Source organism: Actinomycetota bacterium (genome assembly GCA_019347575.1).
GTDB lineage: Bacteria > Actinomycetota > Nitriliruptoria > Nitriliruptorales > Nitriliruptoraceae > JAHWKY01.
On sequence record JAHWKY010000015.1, the window covers coordinates 44,381 to 70,817 of the forward strand.

At 71.3% G+C, this 26,437-nt stretch carries 25 protein-coding genes and 2 tRNA genes; 15 read left to right on the plus strand and 12 right to left on the minus strand.

Features of this window, described 5'->3' with window-relative positions:
- Positions 1-57 precede the first annotated feature (57 nt).
- The 4 genes from KY469_11855 (at position 58) to KY469_11870 (ending at position 5,017) form a co-directional block, all read left to right on the plus strand.
- Positions 58-963 (plus strand): NAD(P)-dependent oxidoreductase, encoded by a 906-nt coding sequence (locus KY469_11855; GenBank protein ID MBW3663786.1) that lies wholly within the window; start codon positions 58-60, stop codon positions 961-963.
- 1 nt (position 964) lies between these two features.
- A complete protein-coding gene (locus KY469_11860) occupies positions 965-1,972 on the plus strand; it encodes an iron ABC transporter substrate-binding protein (GenBank protein ID MBW3663787.1) in 1,008 nt (335 codons plus the stop codon).
- Positions 1,973-2,042: 70 nt separating this feature from the next.
- Positions 2,043-3,599 (plus strand): iron ABC transporter permease, encoded by a 1,557-nt coding sequence (locus KY469_11865; GenBank protein MBW3663788.1) that lies wholly within the window; start codon positions 2,043-2,045, stop codon positions 3,597-3,599.
- Entirely contained in the window at positions 3,596-5,017 is a 1,422-nt protein-coding gene (locus tag KY469_11870; protein MBW3663789.1) for a hypothetical protein, read from the plus strand. Before KY469_11865 ends, KY469_11870 begins: the two co-directional genes overlap by 4 nt.
- On the opposite strand, the gene KY469_11875 is transcribed toward KY469_11870, so the two are convergent.
- Positions 4,991-5,182 (minus strand): hypothetical protein, encoded by a 192-nt coding sequence (locus KY469_11875; protein ID MBW3663790.1) that lies wholly within the window; start codon positions 5,180-5,182, stop codon positions 4,991-4,993. The two genes, KY469_11870 and KY469_11875, sit on opposite strands and share 27 nt — an antisense overlap.
- A gap of 199 nt (positions 5,183-5,381) precedes the next feature.
- On the opposite strand from KY469_11875, the gene KY469_11880 reads away from it, so the two are divergent.
- From KY469_11880 to KY469_11895, 4 genes are read left to right on the plus strand one after another with little or no spacing between them, the layout of a single operon-like run.
- Positions 5,382-5,690: a hypothetical protein gene (locus KY469_11880; GenBank protein ID MBW3663791.1), complete on the plus strand. Its 309-nt coding sequence runs from the start codon at positions 5,382-5,384 to the stop codon at positions 5,688-5,690.
- Positions 5,683-6,690: a hypothetical protein gene (locus tag KY469_11885; protein ID MBW3663792.1), complete on the plus strand. Its 1,008-nt coding sequence runs from the start codon at positions 5,683-5,685 to the stop codon at positions 6,688-6,690. Before KY469_11880 ends, KY469_11885 begins: the two co-directional genes overlap by 8 nt.
- Positions 6,656-7,696: a DUF916 domain-containing protein gene (locus KY469_11890; protein MBW3663793.1), complete on the plus strand. Its 1,041-nt coding sequence runs from the start codon at positions 6,656-6,658 to the stop codon at positions 7,694-7,696. Before KY469_11885 ends, KY469_11890 begins: the two co-directional genes overlap by 35 nt.
- 19 nt (positions 7,697-7,715) lie before the next feature.
- The gene (locus KY469_11895) at positions 7,716-8,111 is read left to right on the plus strand and encodes a hypothetical protein (protein MBW3663794.1); all 396 of its coding nucleotides are present in this window, start codon (positions 7,716-7,718) and stop codon (positions 8,109-8,111) included.
- 7 nt (positions 8,112-8,118) lie between these two features.
- Here the strand turns inward: KY469_11895 and KY469_11900 are convergent, their stop codons facing one another.
- Both KY469_11900 and KY469_11905 read right to left on the minus strand, forming a co-directional pair.
- Positions 8,119-9,036 (minus strand): M23 family metallopeptidase, encoded by a 918-nt coding sequence (locus tag KY469_11900; protein MBW3663795.1) that lies wholly within the window; start codon positions 9,034-9,036, stop codon positions 8,119-8,121.
- A 340-nt stretch (positions 9,037-9,376) separates the two neighbouring features.
- Positions 9,377-9,450 (minus strand) — tRNA-Val (locus KY469_11905).
- A 156-nt stretch (positions 9,451-9,606) separates the two neighbouring features.
- Between KY469_11905 and KY469_11910 the strand changes: the two genes are divergently transcribed.
- Positions 9,607-10,728 (plus strand): citrate synthase, encoded by a 1,122-nt coding sequence (locus KY469_11910; GenBank protein ID MBW3663796.1) that lies wholly within the window; start codon positions 9,607-9,609, stop codon positions 10,726-10,728.
- Positions 10,729-10,919: 191 nt separating this feature from the next.
- On the plus strand, positions 10,920-11,291 hold the full coding sequence (locus KY469_11915; GenBank protein ID MBW3663797.1) for a hypothetical protein: 372 nt from the start codon (positions 10,920-10,922) through the stop codon (positions 11,289-11,291).
- 76 nt (positions 11,292-11,367) lie between these two features.
- On the opposite strand, the gene KY469_11920 is transcribed toward KY469_11915, so the two are convergent.
- Positions 11,368-11,438 (minus strand) — tRNA-Cys (locus KY469_11920).
- 147 nt (positions 11,439-11,585) lie between these two features.
- Here KY469_11920 and KY469_11925 point away from each other — a divergent pair.
- Entirely contained in the window at positions 11,586-13,535 is a 1,950-nt protein-coding gene (locus tag KY469_11925; GenBank protein MBW3663798.1) for a TIGR03767 family metallophosphoesterase, read from the plus strand.
- 72 nt (positions 13,536-13,607) lie between these two features.
- Here KY469_11925 and KY469_11930 read toward each other — a convergent pair whose 3' ends face one another.
- The 5 genes from KY469_11930 to KY469_11950 all read right to left on the minus strand — a co-directional run bounded on the left by KY469_11930 (position 13,608) and on the right by KY469_11950 (position 18,059).
- Positions 13,608-14,435 carry a hypothetical protein gene (locus KY469_11930; GenBank protein ID MBW3663799.1) on the minus strand — a complete coding sequence of 276 codons (828 nt, stop codon included), beginning with the start codon at positions 14,433-14,435 and terminating at the stop codon, positions 13,608-13,610.
- Between the two features lie 29 nt (positions 14,436-14,464).
- A complete protein-coding gene (locus KY469_11935) occupies positions 14,465-15,085 on the minus strand; it encodes a hypothetical protein (protein MBW3663800.1) in 621 nt (206 codons plus the stop codon).
- A gap of 177 nt (positions 15,086-15,262) precedes the next feature.
- Entirely contained in the window at positions 15,263-16,210 is a 948-nt protein-coding gene (locus KY469_11940) for a methylated-DNA--[protein]-cysteine S-methyltransferase (GenBank protein ID MBW3663801.1), read from the minus strand.
- An 80-nt stretch (positions 16,211-16,290) separates the two neighbouring features.
- Positions 16,291-16,551: a hypothetical protein gene (locus KY469_11945; GenBank protein MBW3663802.1), complete on the minus strand. Its 261-nt coding sequence runs from the start codon at positions 16,549-16,551 to the stop codon at positions 16,291-16,293.
- Positions 16,548-18,059, minus strand: a complete 1,512-nt coding sequence (locus KY469_11950; protein ID MBW3663803.1) for an aldehyde dehydrogenase family protein — start codon at positions 18,057-18,059, stop codon at positions 16,548-16,550. The genes KY469_11945 and KY469_11950 overlap by 4 nt, the downstream gene beginning before the upstream one ends.
- Before the next feature lie 191 nt (positions 18,060-18,250).
- Here KY469_11950 and KY469_11955 point away from each other — a divergent pair, with 191 nt between their 5' ends.
- Entirely contained in the window at positions 18,251-19,456 is a 1,206-nt protein-coding gene (locus KY469_11955) for a hypothetical protein (GenBank protein ID MBW3663804.1), read from the plus strand.
- Positions 19,457-19,503: 47 nt separating this feature from the next.
- Here KY469_11955 and rsgA read toward each other — a convergent pair whose 3' ends face one another.
- Positions 19,504-20,514 (minus strand): ribosome small subunit-dependent GTPase A, encoded by a 1,011-nt coding sequence (rsgA, locus tag KY469_11960; GenBank protein MBW3663805.1) that lies wholly within the window; start codon positions 20,512-20,514, stop codon positions 19,504-19,506.
- A 174-nt stretch (positions 20,515-20,688) separates the two neighbouring features.
- On the opposite strand from rsgA, the gene KY469_11965 reads away from it, so the two are divergent.
- Genes KY469_11965 through hutH form a run of 3 tightly spaced genes read left to right on the plus strand, consistent with a single transcriptional unit; the run spans position 20,689 to position 25,032 of the window.
- Positions 20,689-22,140 carry a TldD/PmbA family protein gene (locus KY469_11965; GenBank protein ID MBW3663806.1) on the plus strand — a complete coding sequence of 484 codons (1,452 nt, stop codon included), beginning with the start codon at positions 20,689-20,691 and terminating at the stop codon, positions 22,138-22,140.
- Complete coding sequence (locus tag KY469_11970) at positions 22,137-23,477, plus strand: TldD/PmbA family protein (GenBank protein MBW3663807.1); 1,341 nt, start codon at positions 22,137-22,139, stop codon at positions 23,475-23,477. The genes KY469_11965 and KY469_11970 overlap by 4 nt, the downstream gene beginning before the upstream one ends.
- 13 nt (positions 23,478-23,490) lie before the next feature.
- Positions 23,491-25,032 (plus strand): histidine ammonia-lyase, encoded by a 1,542-nt coding sequence (hutH, locus tag KY469_11975; protein ID MBW3663808.1) that lies wholly within the window; start codon positions 23,491-23,493, stop codon positions 25,030-25,032.
- A 66-nt stretch (positions 25,033-25,098) separates the two neighbouring features.
- Here the strand turns inward: hutH and KY469_11980 are convergent, their stop codons facing one another.
- Together KY469_11980 and KY469_11985 are read right to left on the minus strand one after the other, a co-directional pair.
- Positions 25,099-25,830, minus strand: coding sequence for a hypothetical protein (locus tag KY469_11980; GenBank protein MBW3663809.1), 732 nt, complete (start codon positions 25,828-25,830; stop codon positions 25,099-25,101).
- Positions 25,827-26,378, minus strand: a complete 552-nt coding sequence (locus tag KY469_11985) for a sigma-70 family RNA polymerase sigma factor (protein MBW3663810.1) — start codon at positions 26,376-26,378, stop codon at positions 25,827-25,829. Before KY469_11985 ends, KY469_11980 begins: the two co-directional genes overlap by 4 nt.
- Between the last annotated feature and the right edge of the window lie 59 nt (positions 26,379-26,437).

A 26,437-nucleotide genomic window follows, 5' to 3' on the forward strand; every position in this document is an offset into this window, starting at 1 on the left:
TCGTTGGCCGCACCCTAGCCAGGGAGCGGCGCCTACCGGAAGCCAGCGAGGGGACGGATGCACGTCGTCGTAACCGGCGCGGCTGGGTTCATCGGGCACCACGTCGTCGCGGCGTTGGTGGGACGGGGCGATGAGGTGACCGCGATCGACCGGCGCGGGGGTGCCGGGCCCGGCCGGGCCCTGGTCGACGACCTCGCGGTCCCGTCGGCCGCGAGCATCGCGGCGCTGGCGACGTGCGATGCGGTCATCCACCTCGCCGGCCGCCCCGGTGTCCGCGACAACGCCCCGCACATCGAGCGGCACCGCATCCGTGACAACGTGCTCGCAGGCGCCCGTGTCCTCGCTGCGACGCCGCTGGCCACGCCCGTCGTCGTCGCCTCCTCGTCGTCGGTCTACGGCGGCGCCAGGGGGACCTCGGTCCCGCGACCCTCCCGCGAGGACGACCCCGTCGCCCCCCGAGGTGGCTACGCCGCGTCGAAGGTCGCACTGGAGAGGCTCTGCGTCGAACGCGCTGCGAAGGGCGGCCGCGTCGCCGTCGCACGACCGTTCACCGTGGCGGGTGAGGGTCAGCGCCCCGACATGGCGATCGCGCGGTGGATCGAGGCGGTACGACGGGGACAGCCCGTGACCGTCATCGGTAGCCCCCGACGGAGTCGTGATGTGACCGACGTGCGCGACGTCGTCCGAGCGCTGATCGAAATGGTGGACCAGGGCGTGACCGGCACGCTGAACATCGGGACCGGGGTCGCACACCGACTCGGCGACATCGTCACCAGCATCGCATCCGCGCTCGGCCAGGAGCCACGGGTGAGGGTGGTCGCCGCCGACGGGGAGGAACCTCCTGCGACCCTCGCCGACACGACCCGGTGCCGACGGCTCCTCGGCTTCGTCCCGGTCACCGACCTCGCTGACATCGTCCGCCGTCAGGTCGAGTCCGTCCAGCCACTCAAGGAGGCGGTGTGAGATGCGCCATGCCCGTCGCACGATCGCGTCGCTGATCGTCCTGCTCGTCGCCGTGACCGCCAGCGGCTGCGGCGGAGGTGCCGACGAGCTGGTGATCTACTCCGGGCGCGGTCGCTCGCTGGTCGGACCACTGCTCGACCAGTTCGCCGAGGAGACGGGGATCCCCATCGCGGTGCGCTACGGAGACTCCGGTGAGCTCGCCCTGCTGATCGCGGAAGAGGGTGCCGACTCCCCCGCAGACGTGTTCCTGTCACAGAGCCCGGGGGCGGTCGGGTTCCTCGCCGGCCGTGACCTGCTCGCCCCGCTCGACGAGGACCTTCTCGGACGCGTGGACGAGCGCTTCCGCGCTGGCGATGGGACCTGGGTCGGCGTGACGGGGCGGCAACGGGTGGTCGTGTACAACCAGGACCTCGTCGACCCCGACGAGCTGCCCTCCTCGGTGTTCGAGCTGACCGAGCCACCGTACGAGGGACGCATCGCGGTCGCCCCGCAGAACGCTTCGTTCCAGGACTTCGTCACCGCCATGAGGCTGGAGTACGGCGACGACCGCACGCTGAAGTGGCTGGAGGGCATGGCCGCGAACGGAGCCCGCGTCTACCCGAACAACAACGCCATCGTCGACGCCGTCAGTCGGGGCGAGGCCGAGCTCGGCCTGGTCAACCACTACTACAACTTCCGCTTCCTCGAGGAGGACCCCGACCTGCCGAGCCGCAACCACGTGCTCCCCGATGGTGACATCGGCGCTCTGCTCATCACCTCCAGCGTGAGCATCCTCGCCAGCTCCGACGACGGCGAGCGAGGTGACCGCTTCGCGTCGTTCCTGCTCTCCGAGGAGGCGCAGCGATACTTCTCCGACGAGACCTTCGAGTACCCCCTCGCTGCCGGGGTGGAACCGTCGCAGGAGCTGCCCCCGCTGGGATCGCTCGAGGTACCGGACGTGGACGTCGATGCGCTGTCCGACCTGGCGACGACCACCGACCTGATCGCGCAGAGTGGCCTCTCCGGTTGACCCCACCCTCCTGACGGAGGCACCGACCCCCCCGCGCCGCGCCGGGCGGCCAGCGGCCTGGCTGACCACCGTGACCAGCGGAGTGGCCCTGCTGTTCGCCGCGCCACTGGGCTTCCTCGTCATCCGCAACCTCTCGCGGGGCGGTGACTTCGTCCGGCTCGCGACCTCGCCCGCGACCCTCGGACCTCTGGCGCGGAGCCTGTTGCTCGGGATCACCGTCACCATCGCCGCAGCCGTCATCGGCACGCTGTCGGCGTGGCTCGTCGTCCGCACGGACGTCCGGGGCGCACGTCTGTGGCGCGTGCTGCTCGCTCTCCCCCTCGTGATCCCGTCGTTCATCGGAGCCTTCTCGCTACTGGCGGCGTTCGCCCCTGGTGGCCTGATCGAGGGTGCCCTCGCGCCGCTCGGCGTGGCGCGCCTACCCGAGTTCCGGGGCTACGCAGCCGCCTCGTTCGTTCTCACGCTGCTCACCTTCCCCTACGTCTACCTCCCCGTGGCGGCCCGGCTCGACCAACTCTCGCCGTCGCTCGAGGAGTCCGCCCGGTTGCTGGGACGGCGCCCGTTGGAAGTCTTCACGAGCATCGTCCTGCCACAGATCCGCGGCGCCGTCCTCGCCGGCTCGCTGCTCGTGTTCCTCTACACCATCAGCGACTTCGGCGCGGTGCAGCTCCTGCGCTACGACACGCTCACGCGGGCGATCTTCGAGACCCGCGTCTTCGACTCCGCCACGTCGCTGACGCTGAGCCTCCAGCTGGGCCTTCTGGCCATCCTGATCGCGGCCTCGGAGCGCGGGATCACGAAGGGGCCGACCGTCTCGGCGGGGCCGCGTGCCGTCCGAGGACTGCGGTTGGAGCTCGGGAGGTGGCGTGCGGTCGCGACCGCGGTCGTCGCTGCGACGGTCGGGCTGGCGCTGCTGGCTCCCGTGGCGGTGCTCACCTTCTGGTCGGTGCGTGGGCTCGTGCGTGGATCGGGGCGGGCGAGCGCGGTCGCTGCGGACGTGGGGCAGCTCGTCGCTCCGGCGGTCAACACCGCCGTCGTCAGCGTGGTCAGCGCGGTGGTAGCGGTCATCATCGTGCTGCCGGTCGCGTACCTGACGGTCCGCCGCCCCAGCCGCACGGGGGGGGTCGCGAACGCGGTCGTGGTCGGCGGGTTCGCCCTGCCGGGTCTGGCGATCGCGCTCGCCCTGACGTTCTGGACCCTCCGCACACCGGGGCCGTTACGCGGCCTGTACCAGACCATGTCGCTGCTGGTGTTCGCCTACGTGGTGCACTTCGGGGCGCAGGCCCTGCGCACCGCGCAGGTCGCGGTCGCCGGTATCCCGCCTCGCCTGGAGGACGCCGCGCGCTCGCTCGGCGCGGGGCGCATGCGCCGGCTCTGGACCCTCGAGCTGCCGCTCATGACACCCGGCCTGCTCGCGGGCGCGGGTCTGGTGCTGCTCTCGACGATGAAGGAGCTGCCCGCGACGCTGCTGCTGGCTCCGGCCGGCTTCGAGACGCTCGCCACCCGGATCTGGGTCGCCGCGGAGGACGCGTTCGTCGCCGACGCGAGCATCGCGTCGCTGATCCTGATCGCGCTGTCCGGCGTGCTGACCTGGATCCTCGTGATCCGGCGGTCCGCGGCGCTGTGACCGGTCAGGAGCCGTCGCGGCGCCGTCTGGCCGTGGCAACGCTGCTCGCCGCGGTCCTTTCCGTCGCCGCCGTCCTGCCGGGGGCGTGGGCACGATCGACCTACGGCAACCACACCTCCGGGGACGAACCCCACTACCTGCTCACCGCCATCTCGTTGGGTGAGGACGCCTCCCTCGATGTCCGCGACGAGGTCGCCGACGAGCGCTACCGACCGTTCCACGAGCAGCGCCTGAAGGTCCAGGCCGCGGAGCGCGACGACGGGACGATGGTCGTCCCCCACGATCCGCTGCTGCCCGCGCTCCTCGCGGGTCCCGTCCGCCTCGGCGGATGGCTCGCCGCCAAGCTGGCGCTCGCGCTCGTCGCGGGCGCGCTGGCGGCGCTGCTGGTGTGGACCGGCGTGCGACGGTTCCACCTCCCGTTGTCGGTGGTGGTGCCGACCGTGGTGCTGTTCGTCGCCACGGCCCCGCTCGCCGCCTACGGCACGCAGGTCTACCCCGAGCTGCCGGCCGCGCTAGCCGTGACCGTTGCGGCTGCCGCGCTGCTCGGCCCCTTCCACCGCGGTGGCCAGGCTGCCCTCGTCCTCGCGGCGATCGGGCTGCCGTGGCTGTCGGTCAAGTACGTCCCGGTGGCAGCCGTCCTCGTCGCCATCGGGGCGTGGCAGCTCCACCGGCGCGGTGCGCGGCGCGCCCTCATCGGCTGGTCCGCAATGCTGGCGCTAGTGGGACTCACGTACGCGGTCGCCCACCTCGCCTGGTACGGGGGATGGACCGTCTACGCGTCGGGCGAGTTCTTCCGCGAGGCCGGCGGCGAGCTGACCGTCGTCGGCACCCGCCCTCGCTACGCCGCACGCAGCCAGCGTCTCATCGGGTTGCTGGTGGACCGCCACTTCGGCCTGGCCGCGTGGCAGCCGGCATGGCTGGCGGTCGTCCCGGCGCTGGCGGCGCTCGCGAGGTCGCGGCCACGGGGCTGGGCGGTGATCGCGGCGCCGACCCTCGTCGGCTGGCTCGTGGCCACGTTCGTCGCGCTGACGATGCACGGGTGGTGGTTCCCCGGGCGTCAGGTCGTCGTCGTGCTCCCACTGCTGGTGCTGGCGATCGCGTGGTGGGCCGCCCGGTCGCGTGTCGCGCGCTCGGTCGTGTGGACCCTCGGGGCCTTCGGGGCGGTCACCTGGGCGTGGTTCCTGGTCTCTGCCCTCAACGGCGACGTGACCGTGATCGTGGACTTCGCCGCTATCGGCGACCCGATCTTCCAGGTCCGTCAGCCGCTGCTGCCCGACTACGTCCGACCGGGCGTCGGCACGTGGGTCAGGCACGGGGCGTGGATCGGGCTCGCCGTCGCCGTCGGCGCGTGGTCCTGGCGCCGGCCCGCCGGTGGTCGGGGTCCCATCTGGTCAGCTCGTTCCGGTCCCCGTGGGTGAGCCGGTGTGGGTACCTGACTGCGACCCCGTGTGGGTGCCGGACTGCGATCCGGTCTCGTTGCCGCCCCCGTCGATCTCGCGGACGCCGCCGCCGTCGTCGGTGCCGCACGCCGCGGTCAGGATCATCCCAGCTGCCAGCAACGCGCCGGTGAGTCGTCGTGTCATCGCGTGGGACCTCCAGGTCGGTACCCGCCGCCGAGGGGGCAAGGTTAGGGAAGCCTAACCTATCTCTAGCGTGCGACCGCAAGTCTGGACTAGGCCGTCCGGACCCCCGTGAAACCCCTCGTTCGGTCCATACCGCCGCCCGTTCGCGTCGCCGACAGTTACCGAAGAACCACCTAGAGGTGGGACGGAGGATCCACGCGTGACCCAGGCCCTGCACCGCCACCGCACACACCTGCTGGTGTGTGTGCTGTGCATCGCGCTCGGGCCGTGGCTGATCCTCGCCACGCCTGCGGCCGCGCAGAACGCGCAGACTGTGGACGTATTCGTCACCGTTCCCCACGACTCGGGGCCAGCCGGGCCCGACGCCCCGTCCGCGAGTCCCGATGAACCCCTCCCCCGCACCGGCGCTTCGGCGCGAGACCTCACCGTGATCGCTACGGCGCTGGTCGCGCTCGGAACCGCCGTGCTCAAGTCAACCAACTCCCTGAAGCGAGCTTCCCATGCGTAAGCGCCACCTCCTCACCACCTCCATCATCGCCGCTGCCACCGTCGCCATCGCGTCCGGGGCGATCGCGCAGGAGACCTCCTCCACGGATCTGACCGTGGTCAACATCGCCGGCTCCCGTGACATGACGATCTTGTCCGTGGGCGGCGGGGCGTTCACCTCCGTGGAGCTGGGTACCGCCCGCGAGGTGCCGTTCCTGGCGAACGTGACCGACCTGTTCTACGAGAACGTCGGCTACGAACTCAACGCGTCGATGTCCAACCTGTACCCGCTCGACGGGACGACCCCGGTGTGCGGGACCGAGCCCGGAGACTTCATCCCGTCGGGGACGTTGTCGGTCGGCTTCCCGGCCGAGGACGCCTTCGCCCTCGGTGACGTCAGCGCGCTCGCTGAGCCGGTGTTCACGCTGACCGGGACGGTCAGCGGCACGATCGCCTCGCTCACCGGCCTCACCGTGGGTGACCCGCTGATCGGCACGCTCGACGGCCAGCAGCTCGACGTCGCGCTCGACGAGCTCCTCAACACGCTGCCGCTCGACGCGGCCAACGGTGCCGGTGGCGCCTTCGCCGCGCCGCTGGCGCATCCGGTGTGCGGCGCCGGGGCCACCACCCCGACCCCCGTCGGCGTGCAGACGGGCGACCCGAACGACACGTTCGACTTCGCAGCGCTCGAGGCCACCATCTTCGACCTCATCGCCGACGGTGCCCTGACCCTCAGCCCCGCCGACCTCGTCTCCGAGGACATCTTCTCGCAGGCCGGGATCGACGGAGCGATCCGGCAGGCGATCCTCGACGCCGGCGGCACGCTGCCGCTCCTCAGTTCGGAACTCGACACCGTGGTCGCGGAGCTCCGCAGCACCATGACCGTGACCCTCGACGTGGCCGCGTTGCTGGGACAAACGGGCATCTACAACACGGTGGCGGAACTGGTGGTCGGTGACCTCACCTCCTTCGATGCGGGCACCTACGGTGGCAGGCTGGAGTTCACGCTCATCGACAAGTAGGCCGAGCAGAGGACGCCCCGTAGGTCATCCGACGAGGGGAAGACGGCGACGGATCGCGCGACGAGGCCTCATCACCGGGGCCCTCGTCGCGTTCCTCGTCGGCACGCTCCCGGCCTGGGCAGGCGAGACCGACACGTTCCGGTTCGAGCCGACCCCGCTCGAGGTCGACGGTGAGATCCGCCGCACGTTCGACGCGGCGATCCCACCCGGAACCGCGGTCCGGGACGCGGTCGCGCTCACGAACAAGACCGACGAGACCCGCACGTTCCGGGTCTTCGCGGCCGACGCGCGCGAGGATCCCGACACGGGCCGCACCGGCGTCGCCAGCTTCGGCGCCGAACCCACGGGCGTCGGTGCATGGATCTCGATGGACGGAGGGAACAGCCGCGAGGTGACGTTGCCAGGTCAGCAGCGCCTCGAGATCCCGTTCGAGATCGCTCGGCCGGCCGACGCCACGGTTGGGGGCCTCGGGGCGCTCGTCGCCGAGGAGGTCGCCCAGGGCGAAGGCTCAGGCATCGAGGTGTCGTTCCGGGTTGCGATCCTCGTCGATGCTCGGGGTGACCCGGGCAGCGAGCCCGGCCTTCGCATCAGTGAGCTCGAACTCCACGCCCCGTTGCAGTTGCTGCCGCGCAACGCCACGATCCGGGCGTCCGTCCGCAACGAGACGTCGCGCCCGACCAGCGTCGAGGTCGTGTTCACGGTCGAGGCCCTGTTGGGCAGCACCTGGGAGCTGCCAGCCGGATCGTTCGACCTCGAACCGGGCCAGGCGGCGAGCATCGAGACCCCGTGGGTGACCGTGCCGGAGACGGGCGCCCTCGTCGAGGTCAGCGCCGACGCGACCTGGCGTGGCGGGACGATCGTGGAACGCACCGGCCGGACGGTGATCATGCCGCTGTGGCTGCCACTCGGGCTGATCCTGCTGACCGGATGGCTGCTGGTGCGGGAGGTCCGGCGGCGGGAGCAGGAGCCGCTGACGGAGACCTCGGAGGCCGCCCCGTCTACGTGACGCGCCCTATCCTCACCGCATGGCACGTAGCGGACCACCGGCGTACGCCTGGGACTGGTTCTCCCGGCAGCGGCTGCTGTGGGACGCCGTGCGGCAACGCCTGGCACACCACACGCACCCGGCCTCCCCTCGCTACCGCAGCGCCCAGACCAAGTCCGACGTCGTGACGCTCCTGCGTGCGGATTACGGCCGCGACGACGACGTCCGCGCCGTCGTCGACCGGACCGTGAGCGAGCTGGTGTTCCTCGACCGCACCGACGTGCCGTTCGACCGCCTCGGGCACCGCAACCCGCCGCGCGGCCTGCGCTGGTGGTGGACGGCCCTGACCGGCGAGGAGGTCGAACGCGACGCGCCGGTCGTCTCTCAACCGACCCAGCTCACCCTCGACGAGGTCCACGAGGGCTACGGCGGCTGAGCCCGCGTCAGCGGTTGATCTTGGCCTCGATGTGCACGTGAGGCGGGTGCCCGCCCGCGTAGACGTCGACGTGTGAGTTGAACGGGAACTTGGTGGCGGCCTTCGCGATGGCCGACTCGCCCGCGATCACCCGCTCCCCCGGCTTCACGCGCAGCTTCCAGACGTGCAGCATCGTGACGGTCAGGTCGGGGCGCCCGTCGGGGACGATCTCGACGCGGTTGTCGGGGTACTTGCCGTACAGGTCGTACGCCTCGGCCCGCACCACCGTCCCCGTGACGGGGGACAGGACCGGCTCCCCGTCGGCGGGGACGATGTCGACCGCCGAGGTCGCGGCGTGTGGCCGACCTCGGCTGGACATGATCACGTAGTTGGGGGCAGCGGCCGGCACCGCGACAGCGGGGACCACGTTGAACTTGCCGACGTTGTCGTCGACCAGCAGGTTGCCGACCGGAGCCATAGGGAACGCCACGGGGTACGACGCCTCGTGGAAACCGACGATGATCGCCTTCCGAGCGGGCAACAGCAGTTCCTGCCCGTGGACGACCGCGAACACCGGCGGCGGGGCGGCCTTCCGGGACTGGGCAGCCGAACCCGCCTCGCCGGCCTCTCCCTTCGCCGCCGCCTGACCGGCTTTCGCCCCGCGTCGCGCGGTCTCGAGCCGTCGTGTCACGGCGGCACGCTCGCGGTGCAGCTCCAGGTCTGGTCCCCAGGAGACACCGGACCACTGCCTCGCCGCGATCTCCTCGGCGGCGGCTGCGAGCACGCGTCCCTCCGGGGCCGGAGCCGTGAACGCCCCGAGCGCCAGTATCCCCAGACCGGCACCCACGATACGGAGGGACAGACGGCGGTGGCGCAGTGCCGGCGGGGCGGTCCAGGAACCAGCGGTGTCGGTCCAGGCGCGTATGTCCGGCGTCGGGTCCGGCATGTGGGATGTCCTCCAACGGGCGCGCCGCAGGGCGGCCCGCGTCAGCGGGTCGTGTGTGCTGGAGACGCCGCTGGGACGTACGCGGCGATGCGATGCAGCGCCAACCCCCGGCTGGCGCGTTGTCCCCCCGCCCCCGGCGTTCACCCCCCGAGCGCGGTCGTGAGGCCAACGGCCGAACGGTCAGGGGGTTCCCACGTGCGCGAAGACCGCACGGACCAGCTGCGTTGGCACCCCCAGACCGCCCGCCGATCAGGTCCGTGCACCGGTTCTGTCGGTCATGACCGAGCGCACAGGCACATCGACTTCGGGACGGTGCGGGAGGGCGACGGTGGCGCGACGGTGGGGTGTGAGGGAGTCGAACCCCCGACCTCTTGCGTGTCGAGCAAGCGCTCTAGCCAGCTGAGCTAACACCCCGGGGGCGCAGAGCGTACCCAACCTACGAGAGGGCCATCGAACCGTTCACGTGGACCGGCAGGGGTACGATGGCGTGGGAACGTCGATCGGTTCCCGTCCCGCCGCTCGGCCGCCGGATCGGCGTCGCGCGGCGGCGCGTCCCGCGGAAGGCGAGTCATGGCCGGTGGTCTGGAAGGCGTCGTCGCAGCTCAGACGTCGCTGTCGTGGATCGACGGTCAGCGCGGCATGCTCGTCTACCGCGGCTACGCCATCGACGACCTCGCCCGCCACGCGACCTTCGAGGAGATCTGCCACCTCCTCCTCGAAGGCACCCTGCCCACCGAGGCGGAACTCGAGGCGACCCGCAAGCGCCTCGGCCAGAACGCCGAACTCGATGACAACGTGCTGCAGGTCCTGCGGATCCTGCCCCCCGATACCGTGCCGATGGAGGCACTCCGGACCGGGGTCTCGGCGCTGCCAGCTGGCGAAGGTGTGCCGACCTACGACGCCGACGACCTCGCATCCTCTCGCGACCACGCCTACCGCATCATCGCCAAGATCCCGAGCCTCATCGGGGCCTTCCACCGCATGCGCAGCGGCGACGAGCCCATCACGCCGGATCCCAGCGCGAGCGTGGCGAGCAACCTCCTCCACGGCCTGCTCGGCACACAGCCCGACGAGGACGCCGTGGCGGCCATGGACTGCGCGCTGGTCCTGCACGCCGAGCACACCCTCAACGCCTCCACGTTCGCGGCACGGATCACGGCGGCGACGCTGTCGGACATCTACTCCGCCATCGTGTCCGCCATCGGGACCCTGCGCGGCCCCCTGCACGGGGGCGCCAACGAGAAGGTCGCCGAGCTACTCGACTCGATCGACTCGGTCGACGCGGTCGAGCAGGTCATCGACGACAAGCTCTCTCGCAAGGAGCGCATCATGGGCTTCGGTCACCGGGTCTACAAGACCGAGGATCCCCGCGGACCGCACCTGCGGGACTGGGCCGAGAAGCTCGCCACGACCGCAGGAAGAGAGGAGCTGTTCCTCAAGGCCAAGCGGGTCCAGGAGGTCGTGTTCGATCGCAAGGGTCTGTACATCAACGTCGATTTCTACTCGGCGCCGCTCTACACGGCGATGGGGATCCCGCGGGACCTGTTCACGCCGCTGTTCGCCGCCTCCCGGGCTGCCGGCTGGACCGCTCACGTGCTCGAGCAGCAGGGCAACAACCGCCTGATCCGTCCCACCTCCGAGTACATCGGCGAACGTCAGCAGAACTGGATGCCGCTCCCCCAGCGCGGCTGAGGCGGGACGCTCACGCTTCGCCGGCGAGGCAACCGCCGGGCGTAGGGGTGGTCGTTCGTCCGGTCACGGTCCGTGGTTCCCCGCCCTTCGTCGGGACGTGCGCCCGTACCAGGCGCCTAGCTCGCCGTACCGTCATTGACGAAGTTCGGGTCGAAGCGCGACCCGGCCGGCGGAAGACAGGAGACCCGACCATGGCTCATCCCCAGCACACCGAACGCGAGGTCTACGTGGACCGAGGCGGTCCGGGCATGGGCGCGATCATCGCCGTGTTGGTGGCGCTCCTCGTGATCGTGCTCCTCGGCTGGATGTTGTTCTTCAACGGCGACGGCGACACCGACGTCGTTCCTGGGGACACCGACGTGAACATCGAGGAGCAGGTCGATCCCGATGACGGTGGTGACACGATCATCGAACCGGGCAGCGACGAAGGTGACACCGTCATCGAGGGCGACACGACCCAGGACACCGGTGACACCACCGACACCACCGACACCAGCGACACCAGCGACACCAGCGACACCAGCGACACGACCGCTCCTCAGGACACCAGCACGACCGGGTGATCCCGCGGTCGCGACGGCCAGACCCGACGCCCCGCCTGGAGACAGGCGGGGCGTCGCACGTACCGACGCGGGTGAGAGGCGGGGACGGGAATCGAACCCGTGATAAGGGCTTTGCAGGCCCCTGCCTTACCACTTGGCTACCCCGCCGAGGCCGGGGCGAGGGTAGCGAGTCGGGCATGGGGCCTCGCTTCCACGACCTCGCATCCCGCTACACGTCGACGGTCAGCGCGCAACCGGCCGAGCACGGCGTCGGCGGTTACGGTGCGGCAACCGCGAAGCGTCGGAGACCGCCCCGTGACCTCACCTCGGAAACGTCCACGTCGTCCGCTGACCCGGCGCGAGTTCATCGCCCGCGCGGCGACGTTGTCCGCGGCCGCGTGGGCCGTGCCACTGACGGGGCGTGCGGGGCGGGAGGCGTGGGCGCAGACACGCGGGATGGTCTTCGACCCATCCGGTACGACGCTCGAGCGCACCATCACCACCGTGGGCGGCGACGGCCCCTACTTCCCGCTGACCTTCGGGCCCGGGTGGCCGATCGAGGTGCGGACCGAGCTCGCCGAGGCGAGGTCGGGGCGTGAGGACCGACGCGTCGCGTTGGCCGCGTTCCTGCACCTCACCGACTACCAGCTCGTCGACTGCCAGAGCCCGGCTCGCGTGGAGTTCTTCGACCGGACCGCGGATCAGCCCACCGACTTCAACCCGGTGAGCGCCGCCCAGCGACCACAGGAGGCGTTCGTCCCCCACGTCGTCGAGGCACTGATCCGCCGCGCGGGTGACGTCGTTCGGGGTCCGGTGACGGGGCGCCAGGTGTCGTTCGCCATCGCGACCGGCGACAACCTCGACAACATCCAGACCAACGAACTGCGCTGGTACATGACCCTGCACGATGGTGGCGAGTTCACGCCCAACAGCGGCTCGGCCGACGTCGTCGAGTCCGTGCAGACCTTCGCCGAGCCGGAGTTCTACGACCCCCACTACTACCACCCCGAGCCGATCGACGACCCGCGGGGCGACGTGTACAAGGACGTCTACGGCTTCCCCGACTTCCCCGGCGCCATCGACGCGATCCGCAACCCGATCCAGGCGGTCGGCCTGCCGATGCCCTGGTACACGGCGTACGGCAACCACGACGCGCTCGTGCAGGGCAACGTCGAGCCCAACCCGCTGTTCGAGTCGATCGCGATCGGGCCGCTCAAGGTGCTGGCGCCGGGCGGGGCGCCGGGCGACTTCTGGCGCGGCTTGCAGAACCAGGATCCCGGCGTCGTGACGCACGCGCTGGCCTCGGGTGTCGTCCGCCCCGTCGCCGCGGACTCCGAGCGGGCGTTCATCGATGCGCGTGCGTACATCCGCGCCCACCTCGACTCCCCCGCGACGCCCGGCCCGGTCGGGCACGGCTTCACCGAGGACAACCTCGACGCCGGAACGCTCTACTACATCTTCGAGGTCGTCCCGGGCATCCGCGGCATCACGCTGGACACGACCAGTCCGGCGACCTCGGAGGGATCGATCACGCCGGAACAGATGGCGTGGCTCGAGGCACGCCTCGTCGAGGTCCACTCGCGCTACTACGACGCTGGCGGCGCGGTCGCGACGACCGGCAACGACGACCAACTCGTCGTGATCTTCAGCCACCACCGCCCCGCGTCGATGCCGCTTCCGAGCTTCGACGCGTCGCAGCCGTTGGCGGGTGGGGCGGCCCTCGTCGAGCTCCTCCAGCGCTTCCCCAACGTGGTCCTGTGGGTGAACGGCCACAGCCACTTCAACCGCATCGTCGTGCACCCGCACGACGATCCCGTGCGGGGCTTCTGGGACATCACGACTTCGGCCCAGATCGATCCCCCGCAGCAGGCACGCATCCTCGAGGTCACCGACAACCGTGACGGGACGCTTTCGATCTTCACCACCATCATCGACCACGCCGGGCCGCCGCAGACGGCCGTCGGGCCCTACGACCTGCTGGGCCTGGCCGCGATCGGTCGTGAGCTGTCGTACAACGACTACCAGGGCAGCGCCGCCGGAGCGATCGGTGAGTCCACTGACCGCAACACCGAGCTGCTCGTCGTCGCCCCGTTCGCGCTGCCTGCGCCAGATGGTGGCTCGGGTGGCGACAGCGGTGGCGGGGCGCCGGCACCCCCGCCCGCCCCGCCGTTGCCGACGACCGGAGCGGGGCTGGGAGCGGCGGCGTTCGGGGCGGCGGTCGCGGGTGCGTTCGCATTGCGGGACCGAGGTCGCGAGCGAGGTTGAAGCGTTGAGTGCACGCAGACGTACTCAACTCTTCAACGTCGTCGTGGCGGTCGGGGGGCGGGGCGGCAGCGGTCAGCGGGTGAAGGTGGCGCGGCCGGCGTTCGGGGCGCGGTCGGAGGCGGCGGCGTTGAGCAGCGTCCGTTCCTGCGACCAGTCGATGAAGGCGTCGAACCCGCCGCTCGCCATGCCACCGATGGAGACCCACGGCACCTGGAAGACGAGGCGGTTGCCGCCGAGGCGGAACTGGCCCGGGTAGTCGATGAACCCATCAGGGGTGTGCAGGTAGGCGAACCAACCGTCCGAGCCACCGTCGGCGAACAGCTGGAAGTCGCTCTCCCCAGCGTTGGGGTCGCGGGAGATGTTGACGCCGACACCCATCACCTCGCCTTCGCTGAGTGTGGCGGGCAGGTCGGCGGCGACGTCGACGATCACCCGCGCCTCCTGGCCGTTGTCCTCGATCGTGACGGTGACGAGGTCGGAGTAGCCCGGACCCTCCAGCCCTTGGTCGCCACCGCGGTCGCTGGTCTGCCCGATCGCGCGGAAGGGTGTCGGGGCGGGCTCGGTCGGGTCACCGGGCTGGGTGGGCGGCGGGGCGTCGGGCGTCGTGGGTGGTGGCGCCTCGGTTGGCGGAGCGTCCGGAGGCGGCTCGGTCGGTTGCGTGGTTGGTTCGGTCGCCGTTGCCGGTGTCGTTGGGGCCTCGGTCGGCGCCTCGTCCGCGGCGAGCGGGGCGGGGCGTTCGGCGAGTTCGGTCTTGCGTTCCGTCACCGGCTCGTCAGGCGCCTGCGGGGCGGCGCAGCCGGAGAGGGCTAGCGCCAGGCTCGCGGCGACCGCGGTGGCCGCGAGGACGGAGTTGAGCGGAGGGGTCACGGGGCGCCCGAACGTAGCGGAGCCCGACCTCACGGCCGGGCTCCGTCGGAGTGGTTGAACTCTCAGTCGTCCTGGTTCGGGCCGGTGGAGTCGGTCTTGTCTTCCTTCGGCGGGGCCTTGTCCGACCGCATGTCGTGTGGCACCTCGATGAGGAACTCGCCGTCGCAGCTCCAGTCGCCGGAATCCGCGTTGAACTCGATGGTGTAGGTGCGCCCGTCACCACGCCCGCTGCGCTCCGACCGGAGCTCGTGCGTGGTCACGGCGGGATCACCGCTGTCGAAATCGAGCACAGGACGACTGTCATCCGTCGTGTTGCCTGCGCCGACCTCTTCCTCGCCGGGCTCAGGCTGCTGGGATGGTTCCTCGGTCGGCGGCGCTGGCATGAAGGCTTCGACGTACTCATCGTGATACGCGGAGGTACCGAGCATCACGTCGTCACCGTCGTCGTCGGTCGCCGTGACCGTGTAGTCGGAGTACTTGTGGTTCGGCGGCCACAGCAGGAGGTCGCCGTTGAGTTCGACCGTGCCGCCCTCAGGACAATCGGCGGGCACGGTGTCCTTCTCGGGGCTCTTGGCCCCTTGAGGATCGTTGCCGCCGTTCCCGGGGCCGGCGAGGCCGGGGGCCGCGATGAAGAGGGCGCCGACGAGGCCGGTCGCCATGAGGGCTGTGGTCGAGCGTCGCACTTGGGGTCACTCCTGCGCTGGGGTCGGTTTACCTCTAGCCGTGAGGGGCTAGTTACACAGGAGAGCGCCGGAGTCCTCTGTGCCGTTACGCCCGGTACGGTTCCGTGCGCCCCGTGCGCACCATGCCGGTTTCGCGCGCTTCGTTCTCACGAAACGCATCTATAGCGCTACACAGAGCTACCCTTCCAGGGCGAGGAGGGCACGTTTGCGCTCCGGGCCCCAGCGGTAACCAGCCAGCGCCCCGCTCGTCCGGAGCACCCGATGACACGGGATCAGCACCGCGATGGGGTTGGCGCCGATGGCCGACGCGACCGCGCGCACGGCCTCTGGGCGACCGACCGCACGAGCAACGTCACCGTACGTGGCGACCGATCCGGGCGGGATGCGCAGTAGCGCCTCCCAGACCTTGATCTGCAGGTTCGTCCCACGCACGACCAGACGCGGCGGGGATGACCGCAGTGAGCGCCCCAGCGCCCCGCGGATCCAGTCCGCCGCTTCCGCGGAAGCGTCCGGGTCCCAGACCACGCGTGCCTGGGGCCAGCTCTCCCGCACCGCCGCTTGCGCGGAAGCGCCGAGCACCTCGTCGCTGCCCGATTCCGCGGAAGTGCGGTCGACCCGGTCGAGGAAGCGCAGCGCCGCAACGCCCCGCTCGGTCACACCGACCCCGATGGGTCCGAGGGCGGTGGGGTGCACGCCGACCGCGATGGTGGCCCCTCCCCCGCCGCCCCGCGCCTCGCCGGGAGTCAGCCCATCGACGTCCACGATCAGGTCGTGCAGCCGCCCCGGCGATGACAGCCCCGCGTCCACGCTGGCGTCGAGCACGGTCCGGCGCAGCAGCAGCGCGCGGGCCTCGGTCGCGGCGAGGTGACGCAGGAACGTCCGAGGCGGCACCCCCGTCCAGCGTCGGAACACTCGCCGGAAGTGGCTCTCGCTGAGGTGCACGTGCGCCGAGAGGTCGGCCACGCTCAGGCCCCCCGGCTCCGAGCCGTTCCCGGTCTGGCCGCCGGGCGTCGGGCCATCGGTTTGCTCCTCACGGAGGAGTCGGTACCGCTCGCCCACCGCGTAGCGGATCGCCTCGGCGATGAGGTCGTGGTGGCGTGCGTCGATGGCCTGGGTCGTCGTCATGGGGCCAGCATCGCACGCGCCCCGACCCCGCACGACCCGGAACCGCGCACGTGACCCGCCCGGGCGCGCGCGGCAGCGGGTCAGGCCGGGTCGGAGGTCTCGTTCGGGGGTTCGGGGAGGCCGCCGTGCTGGCGCCAGGCCTTCCACAGCGAGCCGCCCACCAACGAGAACCACAGGAGCAGGCCACCCCAGCGCCACCGCGTCCACGGAGCGCGGCCCTCGGTGGGGTCGATGCGCTTGAAGCGACCGAGCTTGGTGACGCTGCGTGCGACGACGAGGTCCTTCGGGGATGGCGCCGGGGCGAGCGGGGGTGGCGAGCCCCACCCCGAGCGGGAGCTCACGTGGCGACCCACACGGACTTGACCTGCGTGTAGGCCTCGGCGGCGTGCTTGCCGAGCTCGCGCCCCATGCCGGACGCCTTGTAGCCACCGAAGCTGACCGCGTCGTCGAACTCGCCGTAGGTGTTGATCCACACCGTGCCCGCCTGGATGCGGGCGGCGACGCGGTGGGCGCGGCCGAGGTCGTTGGTCCAGATCGACGACGCCAACCCGAACGGGACCGAGTTCGCGACCGCGACCGCCTCGTCCTCGTCGTCGTAGGTCTGGATGGCCAGGATCGGGCCGAAGACCTCCTCCTGGGCGATGCGCATGTCGACCGCGACGCGGTCGAAAACGGTCGGCTGGAAGAAGTAGCCCACGTCGAGCTCGTCAGGGCGCGCCCCGCCGGCCACGAGTTCGGCACCCTCCGACCGACCCACATCGACGTACGAAGACACGCGGTCGAGGTGCTCGGCGGAGACGAGCGGTCCCATGCGTGTGTCCGCCGCCCAGCCGGGACCCACCTTGGTCCCTTCAGCGAACCCCGCCACCTTCGACACGACCTCGTCGTGGATGCGCTCGTGGACGACCAGCCGCGACCCGGCGGTGCAGACCTCGCCGGCGTTGTAGAAGATCGCGAACGCGGCGCGCTTGGCGACCGTGTCCACGTCGACGTCGTCGAAGACGATGAACGGCGACTTGCCGCCGAGCTCGAGCGTGACCTTGTGGAGGTGGTCCGCCGACACGCGCATGATCTGCTTGCCGACCTCGGTCGACCCGGTGAACGCGATCTTGTCGACGTCGGGGTTCGCGACGAGTGCCGCGCCAGCCTCCTCGCCGATGCCCTGGACGAGGTTGACGGCGCCCGCCGGAACCCCGCACTCGTGGAGCAGCCGGATGAGCCACACCGCCGATAGCGGCGTCTGTTCCGCGGGCTTGAGCACGACCGTGTTCCCGAACGCCAGCGCCGGGGCGATCTTCCACGCAGCCATGAGCAGTGGGAAGTTCCACGGGATGATCTGGCCACAGACGCCGACCGGCTCGCGCAGCGAGTAGACGAAGCGCCCCGGGTTCGAGGGGATGGTCTCGCCGTAGAGCTTGTCGACCCATCCAGCGAAGTAGCGGAAGCAGTTCGACGCGGACAGGATCTCAGCCTTGGCGTGACCCACCGGCTTGCCGTGGTCGAGCGTGTCGACCCAGGCCAGCGTGTCCGCCTTCTCGGCCAGCGTGTCGGACACCTTCTGCAGGATCCGCCCTCGCTTCGCAGGCGGCAGACCGCGCCACCGACCCTCGTCGTGCGCCCCGCGTGCCGCCGCGACGGCTGCGGCGACGTCCTCATCGCCGGCGCGCGGGATCTCGGCGAGGACGTCCTCCGTCGCGGGGTCGCGGGTCTCGAAGGTGGCCCCGGTAGATGCGGGGCGCTCCTCACCATCGATGATCAGCACCCCGGCGTTCTTGAGGAACTCCGCCACCTCATCGGGGATGTCACGGCCAGCTCGTACGTCGACGGTCACGTCGGGTCCTCCGCGGATGGGGTCGACCCGAGGGTAGACCGCACGACCGACCGAGCCGGGCGCCCGACCCGCACGACCGACCGCCCCATTCGACCGACCCGCACGACCGACCGCCCCGCACGACCGATCTCCGCCCTCTGCCTCGACGGCCGGTCCGCACGGCCACGCACGATCGCATGACGGGCTACCGTCGGCGCCGGAGGGAGCCGTTGAAGGTCAAGGCCGAGGTCGACGGCCGCACCATCTCCGTCGAGGGTGAGGACGTACTCGCCTGGGATGGCCACGGGGCGACGGGCAACGGTGCGGACACCGAGTTCGCACGCGCACGCGCCGCGGCGTACGTGCGCGCGAACCCGCGCCCCGACCCCGACGCCCAGGGCGGAGTGAACGTGCCGGCGCGCCAGCGGATGGCGCTGCTGCGGCGTCTCGCAGCCGGCCCCGCCAGCAAGCTCGAGCTCCTCCAGGCGATGCGCGCGGCCGCCGGCTACGTCGGCGGCGACGACTGGCGCAACCGCTACGACGAGCTGCGGGGACACGGCAAGCGGGGCGGCGGCCACCTCCCGCTGCCGATCGAGCACGACGAGCTCAGCGATACCTACCGGCTGGTGGAGAGCTTCGCCGCGCTGTCGGAGGTGCAGCGCCGCATGTTGGGCCACGCCAAGGCAGCCCTCGACGGCCTCGGGGCGGCGACGATCGTGCTGGACGGGTTGTTGCCTGACATCGCCCCGCCCGGACGGCCCGCGGTCGACCTCGACCACGTCCGTGGCGACGTGCTCACCACGCTCGATGCTGCGCTCGATCGGAACGGCGTCGTGGAGCTGTACCACGACGACGAGCGTCGCGGCACGGACGCCATCGTCACGGGGGTGCCGCGCGCCTACGTGACGGCTCCGCACGGATTGATGCTGTGGATCGTCCACGTCGACGAGAAGGGCGCGCGCGTCGGAGGTGGCACGGTCCCCGTCAGGGGCATCCAGCGCGTGGTGCTGCATCCCGAGATCCGGCCCCGACCGGAGATCCTGCGGGCTCCGACCGTCCCGCTGCGGATCCGGGTGGACCGCGGTGCGGCCCGTCTGTGCGATGAGCTCGAGGCGCTCGGTCTCGATGTCGAGCCTGGACCTGTCGGTGCGTCCGGACAGGTGGTGCTCGAAGGGGAGCTCAACGTCGATCTCGCGCACGAGGCGCTCGACACGCTGCTGGTCGCAGAAGGCCCCGTGACCGTCCTCACCCCACGCTGGCTCGCCGCCGGGATCGGGGCGCGTTCACTGCGCCGGTTCCTCGCTCACGTCGACCCCGACGCCCCCGGGCTACCAGCGGCGGCGGTCGATGGCGTGCGTGCCCTGCTCGCCGCGCTGGAGACCCGACCGCCCTTCGACGGTGACGCTGCACCCCCCGCAGGTTGGCTGCGTTCGTGACCTCGAGACCGGTCCGCGTCACGCCCCCTGCCCGCGCCTGATCCCTCTCACGTCTCCGAGGTGGGGTTCTGCAGGGCGGCCAGCAGGCGCCGGTACGCCTCGAGTCGGTCGCCCGGCACCGCATCCGGGGCCTCCGCCAGCGCGCAGCCCGGGTCACCGGCGTGGAGGCAGGCGTCGAGCTCGCAGTCGAGGTCACGCAGCTCGGGGAAGAGGTCCGCCAGCTCCTCGGGAGGCACCGCCGCCAGCCCGAACGAGCGCACTCCCGGTGTGTCCACCGCCCACGCACCAGGGACCCCGGGCACCCGCAGCGCCCGTACACGCGCGGTCGTGTGGCGACCACCGTACCGGCCGAGCTCGCCGACCTCGTGAAGCGCGTGCGGGACCAAACGGTTGAACAGCGACGACTTGCCGACCCCGGAGTGGCCCGTGAACGCGGTCCAGCGGTGCGCCAGCCGCTCCTGGAGGGCTTCCACACCTTCCCCCGTCAGCGCGCTCGTCCGCAGGACGGGGTAGCCCGCCCGCCCGTAGCGGTCCTCCACCGCCTCGACCTCGGACTCCACACCGGAGCCGACGAGGTCGATCTTGTTCACGCACACGGCAGCGTCGAGTCCCCCGGCCTCGGCCGCGACGAGCACCCGGTCGGCGAAACCGCGACCGGCATCGAGGTGGTCGGCGGCTATCACGACCACGACCTCGTCGACGTTCGCGACGATGACACGCTCCTCGTCGATGGTGTCGTCGGCGCTGCGAGCGAGCACCGTGTCACGGTCGAGGCGCTCGACGACGCGGGGCGTGTCGCTGACCCGCCGTGCGGGTTTGACGCGGACGCGGTCGCCTACGGCCACCTTCTCGCCCCGCATGGTCCCGCCGAAACGTGCCTGCACCTCGCGCTCGCCGAGCAGGACCGTCACCCGCCCCCGATCCACCATCGTGACGCGTCCGATCTCGAGGCGAGCGAGCTTCTCGCGAGCCGTCCGGCTGATCCGACGACGCGGCCCCCGGACGCCCCCGTCCTCGTCCCACTCCTCCTCGAGCGCGTCGATATCGATGCGGCTCAACGGTCCTCCGACCCGGTATCGCGTCCATCGTGCCATACCTTCCCTTGGCGACGGCGCCTCCGCGCCGTCGATGAGACGTGGCAAGCGGCCCGCCACCCAGAGCGCGGTCTCGGCGGCTCGGGACGCCGGGGACCCAATCGCTATCGTCTCCCGTCCACCCCCGTGGGAGCCATGATGGATCCAGCCGGCGCCGACCTCGCGGCGACCGCGATCGAGGCCGCTCTGTCTGCCGGTGCCACGTACGCGGATGCGCGGTTCACTCACGAACGAGGCCAGCACATCGGCGTTCGGGACGAGCACGTCGAGTCGGTCGATCACGACGAGAGCCGCGGCCTCGGCGTCCGCGCGCTGGTCGGGTCGTCGTGGGGGTTCGCCGCAGCGGCCGATCCCACCGAGGTGCAGGCCGGCGAGATCGGTGCCCGCGCGGCCGCAGTGGCGGCCGCCAGTGCACGGGTCCCGGGACCGCCTCTGCACCTAGCCGACGTCCAGGTCCACCAGGCGCACTACCAGACCCCGGTCGTCGAGGCCCCGTTCGACGTCAGCGTCACCGACAAGGCCGAGCTACTGATCGCCGCCACGGCCGCGATGCGAGCGGCTGCCGCGATCGAGGTCGCACGTGCCTCGGTGCGATCGTGGGACACCCGCGGTTGGTTCGTCTCGAGCCAGGGCCACCGCATCAGCCAGCACCTCGTCCGGACCGGCGGTGGCATGGACGCGATCACGGCCGACGAGGAGCAGAGCCAGCGGCGTAGCTACCCGCAGTCGTTCGGGCAGTACGAGGCCGGCGGGTTCGAGGTGATCCGGAGCTTCGACCTCGTCGCCAACGCGCCCCGATTGGCTGAGGAGGCTGAGGCGCTGCTCACGGCGCCGTTGTGTCCAAGTGGCGAGACCGACGTCATCCTCGAGGGCAGCCAACTCGCGCTCCAGATCCACGAGTCGGTCGGCCACGCCATCGAGCTCGACCGCATCCTCGGCTGGGAGGCCGCGTTCGCGGGCACGTCCTTCCTCGACCTCGACCAGCTCGGCAGCCTGCGCTACGGATCGCCGCTCATGAACATCGTGGCCGACTCCACCCTGCCCGGCGCGCTCGCGACCTACGGGTTCGACGACGAGGGGACGCCGGCACAGCGTGTGCGGATCGTCGACGAGGGGACGTGGGTCGGGGCGCTGACCGGCCGGGACAGCGCCCACCTGGCGGGAGTCGCACCGGGCGGCATGGTCCGTGCCGAGTCGTGGAACCGGCTGCCCATCGTGCGCATGACCAACGTCGGGCTGCTCCCCGGTGACAGCAGCCTCGAGGAGATCGTCGCGGACACCGACGACGGGATCCTGATGGCGACCAACCGCTCCTGGTCGATCGACGACCGGCGCCTCAACTTCCAGTTCGGCTGCGAGATCGGCTGGGAGATCAAGAACGGTCGCCGCGGACGCATGCTGCGCAACCCGACCTACACCGGCATCACCCCGACCTTCTGGGCCGGGCTCGACCGGTTGGCGGGCGAGCCCGAGTGGCGAGCGTGGGGCGTGCCCAACTGCGGAAAGGGCCAGCCGATGCAGACCATGTGGACCGGCCACATGGCCTCGCCGGCGCGCTTCCACAACGTGCGTGTGGGGGTGGGCGCGTGAGTTCGGAGGAGCCCGACCTCGAGGCGATCGCGGCGCAGGTGCTCGACCTCGCCGCCGGGGTCGATGCCGAGGTGAGGGTCAGCCGCCGCATCCACGGCCTGACCCGGTTCGCCAACTCGTTCATCCACCAGCACGTCTCCGAGGACACGACCACGGTCGACCTGCGTATCGCCGCGGAGGGGCGCGTCGCCTCCAGTTCCATCACCGGTGCGCTCAGGTCAGATGATCTCACCGCCTTCGTCGAACGGACCATCGCCACCGCCGGGCTCGTCCCGGTCGACCCGGACTGGCCCGGTCTGGGCGGCCCGGTCGACGAGCCGACCGCCTCGCCTTCACCCGAACCCGAGATCGACCCCGACGCCCGCGCCCAGGTCGTAGCGGAGTTCGTCGACGCCGGTGCCGACGGGACCAACGCGGCGGGCTACGTGGACACCGACCACGTGCGCGGCGTGTACCTCAACAGCCACGGGCGGCGCGCATCCGGCGCGTACCGCCGGGCGACCGCCGACGGCATCCACCGCACCGACACGTCTGCGGGCTACGCCCACGCCACGACGCGGAGCGTCGCCGACCTCGACGGCGCGGAGCTGGGCGCCCGCGCGGCGGACACCGCCGCACGCGGACGTGACCCCGGTGCGATCGAGCCGGGTGCCTACGAGGTGGTGCTCGCCCCGGAGTGCGTCGCCGAGATGGTGAGCTTCCTGATCTACGACGGCTTCAACGCCAAGGCGTACCTCGAGGGGCAGTCGTTCGTGCGGCTCGGCGAGCAGCAGTTCGACCCGCTGATCGATCTCGTCGACGACGCCACCGATGCGCGTGCGGTCGGTCTGCAGTTCGACGCCGACGGGACCCCCAAGCGCCGGCTCCACCTCGTCCGCGATGGCGTCACCGAGGCCCTGACCCACGATCGACGTACGGCGAACCGGGCAGGAGCCGCGTCCACCGGGCACGCACTGCCGGGCGGGGCGATGTGGGGCGCGTTGGCGACCGACGTCTTCGTCCGCCCCGGCGACCGATCCGTGCAGGACCTCATCGCGGACGTCGACGACGGCCTGTACGTGACGACGTTCAACTACGTGAGGGAGCTGGATCCCAAGACGCAGGTCATCACCGGTCTGACACGCAACGGCGTCTTGCGGATCCGAGGGGGCGAGCTCGGGGCTGCGGTCCGTGACCTGCGGTTCACCCAGTCATCGGTGGTGGCGCTGGCACCCGGCAACGTGCTCGGGGTCGCCGACGACGCGCGTTTCGCCGCCTCCGAGTTCGGCGAGGCGATCGTGCACACGCCGAGCGTGCGACTCGCCCGGTTCACCTTCACGGGCGGCGAAGCGGGCTGAAGGGAGGCTGCACGTGGACGAGATCGACGTCATCATCGACGGCACACGACTGACGGCTGCGCAGGTCGTGGCGGTCGCGGACCGACGCGCCACGGTCCGGCTGGCCGACGATCTCGACGCGCGCCTCGCTCCGGCGCGTGCCGTGGTCGACGACGCGCTGGCCGCGGAACGGATCGTCTACGGGGTCACGACGGGGTTCGGGGCGCTCGCCTCGACCCGCATCTCTCGCGCCGAGGCGGAGGCGCTGCAGGTGTCGCTGCTGCGCAGTCACGCAGCAGGTGTCGGCGACCCGCTGCCTCCCCGGATCGTCCGGGCCATGCTGCTGCTCCGCGCCCGCACCCTGTCGCAGGGCCACTCTGGCGTCCGCCCCGAGGTCGTCCGTCTGCTGACGGCGCTGCTCGCTCGCGACCTGCTCCCGGTGGTGCCTGAGCAGGGTTCCGTCGGGGCGTCGGGGGATCTGCAGCCGTTCGCTCACCTCGCGCTGCCGCTGATCGGCGAGGGCTCCGTGATGGACGGGGGGGAGCTTCGAGCCGCGGCCGACGCGCTCGCCGACCACGGACTCGAGCCGCTGCGGCTGCACGCCAAGGAGGGGTTGAGCCTGCTCAACGGCACCGAGGGGATGCTCGCCCTCGGCGTCCTGGCCGCCCACCGCATCCGGCGCCTCGCCGTGGCAGCCGATATCGCCGTGGCGCTGTCGATCGAGGCGCTCATGGGCTCGGTGCGGCCGTTCGATCCGAGGGTGCACGACCTCCGCCCGCACCCGGGCCAGTCCGACGTGGCCGCGAACGTGCGGCGGCTCCTCGACGGCTCCCCGATCGTCGCGTCACACCACCACGACTTCGAGCATGCCGTCCAGGATGCCTACAGCCTCCGCTGCGCCCCGCAGGTCCACGGCTCGGTGCGAGATGTGATCGCGTACGGCGATGCCGTGTTCGAGCGCGAACTCGGCGCCGTGGTCGACAACCCCATCGTCTTCCCCGACCGGGGCGAGGTGATCTCGGCCGGCAACTTCCACGGCCAGCCCCTGGCGTTCGCGCTCGACTTCCTGACGATCGCCGCGACCGAGCTCGGCTCGATCAGCGAGCGCCGCACCGATCGCGTGCTCGATCCCGAGCGGTCGAACGGGCTGCCGCCGTTCCTCGCCGCCCGTCCCGGCGTGAACAGCGGCTACATGCTGACTCAGTACACGGCGGCAGCGTTGGTCGCCGAGAACCGCGTCCTGTCCCACCCCGCCAGTGTCGAGAGCATCCCGACCTCGGGGAGCCAGGAGGACCACGTCTCGATGGGTTGGGGAGCCGCCCGCAAGCTGCGGACCGTGCTGGACAACACCGCCCGCGTGCTCGCGGTCGAGCTGTTGTGCGCCGCAGAGGGGCTGCGCTACCGCGAGCCGGGCTCCGCAACGGGTACCAACGCGGCGCTGACGGCGATCCGTTCCGTCGTCGAGCCCCTGACCGACGATCGCGTCATCAGCGATGACATCGAGAACATCGCGAGGCTGATCGATGACGGAGCGCTCGAGGCCGCCGTCGGCGCAGCGGTCGGTGCGCTGCGCTGACCTGCGTGAGCGGTTCGGGGCGACGCCGAGGTCCGCGTGGCTTCGCGCTCGTGGCGACGCAGGCGGTCAGCACCACGTACCCCAGTCGGTGCCCGCCGCGACGAAGCTGTGGCTGCCGAACTCGACGACCACCGGTGTCCGGCCTCGCCCGCTATCGACCGTCACGCGGTCGCCGGGCTGGATCGTCCCGGTCGGACCACACCGGTCGTTGACCTCGCCCGCGAAGATGAGGGTCTCCTCGCCGCGCTCGATCGTGATCATCCAGTTGCCGTCCCCGTCCGCCTCGTACCCGCCGGGTCGGGTCGCCACGTACGTGCAGGGCGTGTCGCCCACCTCGACGCGGCAACCCTCGTGCTGCGCTGGCGTGGTGCGGGGCGACGGGGTCGTCGGACTCGCGTCCGCACCCGGCCGGACCGGGGCGATCAGCGGTGGCGCCGGATCGGGCGACGGGACGCGCGTGCTGACCCTCGGGGTCGCGGTCCGTTCCAGGCTCGGTGACGGCTCGCTGGGGCTCTCGACCGCGCCCCCGCTCCCGGGCCCAGATCCCGGTACCAGCCTGGTCGACTCTTCGATCACGGGCGTCTCCGGAACGCCGCCGACCACCGCAGGACGCGTCGGGAGGGACGACGCAGCTGCGAGAACGGCGATGGTCAACGCTGCAACCCCGAGCGTCGTGCCGATGCTCGCGGTGCGTCGCCACCGCCGGCGAGCACCGGCTCGCTGCGCGATCCGCCCCAGGTCGAGGGGCTCGGTGGGCTGGGCCGCGTACCGTTCGAGGATGTCGCGCACGTCGTTCATCGCTCCTCCCCTGGTAGCTGCACGACCCCGAACCGGTGGCGGAGCGCCGCGATGGCTCGCGTCGAGTGGCTCTTCACCGTTCCCTCCGGAAGATCCAGCAGGGCTGCGGTCTCGACCACCGAGTGGCCCAGGTAGTAGCGCAGGATCAGCACCTCCCGCTGCCGCGGTGTGAGCGATGCCAGGGCCGCCGCGACCGCCAGGTTGTCGGCCACGTCAGCATCACGCGCCACGTCGGTCGCGGGGTCGTGGCTGCGACGGTTCGCGCGGCCTTCGGCGGTGCGACGCCGCAGGTGGGAACGGGCGAGGTTGAGGGCCACCCGGTGACACCAGCCTCCCGGGGACTGCAGCCGCGACACCCGCGGCCAGCGATCCCACACCCGAACCAGCGTCTCCTGCGCGAGATCCTCGGCGACGTGCCGGTCACCGCAGTACAGGTGCAGGGCCGCCACCAGCCGCGGGTACTCGCGCGTACAGAACGCCTCGAGATCGGCCGTGACCGGCTCAGCCCGCCTCCACCGCACCGCCACGGTCTGCTCCCCACCGACCATGCTGCCTCCACTGCCGTCTCCTATCACACGCACGAGTCGGCCGTCCGGATGCACCGGAC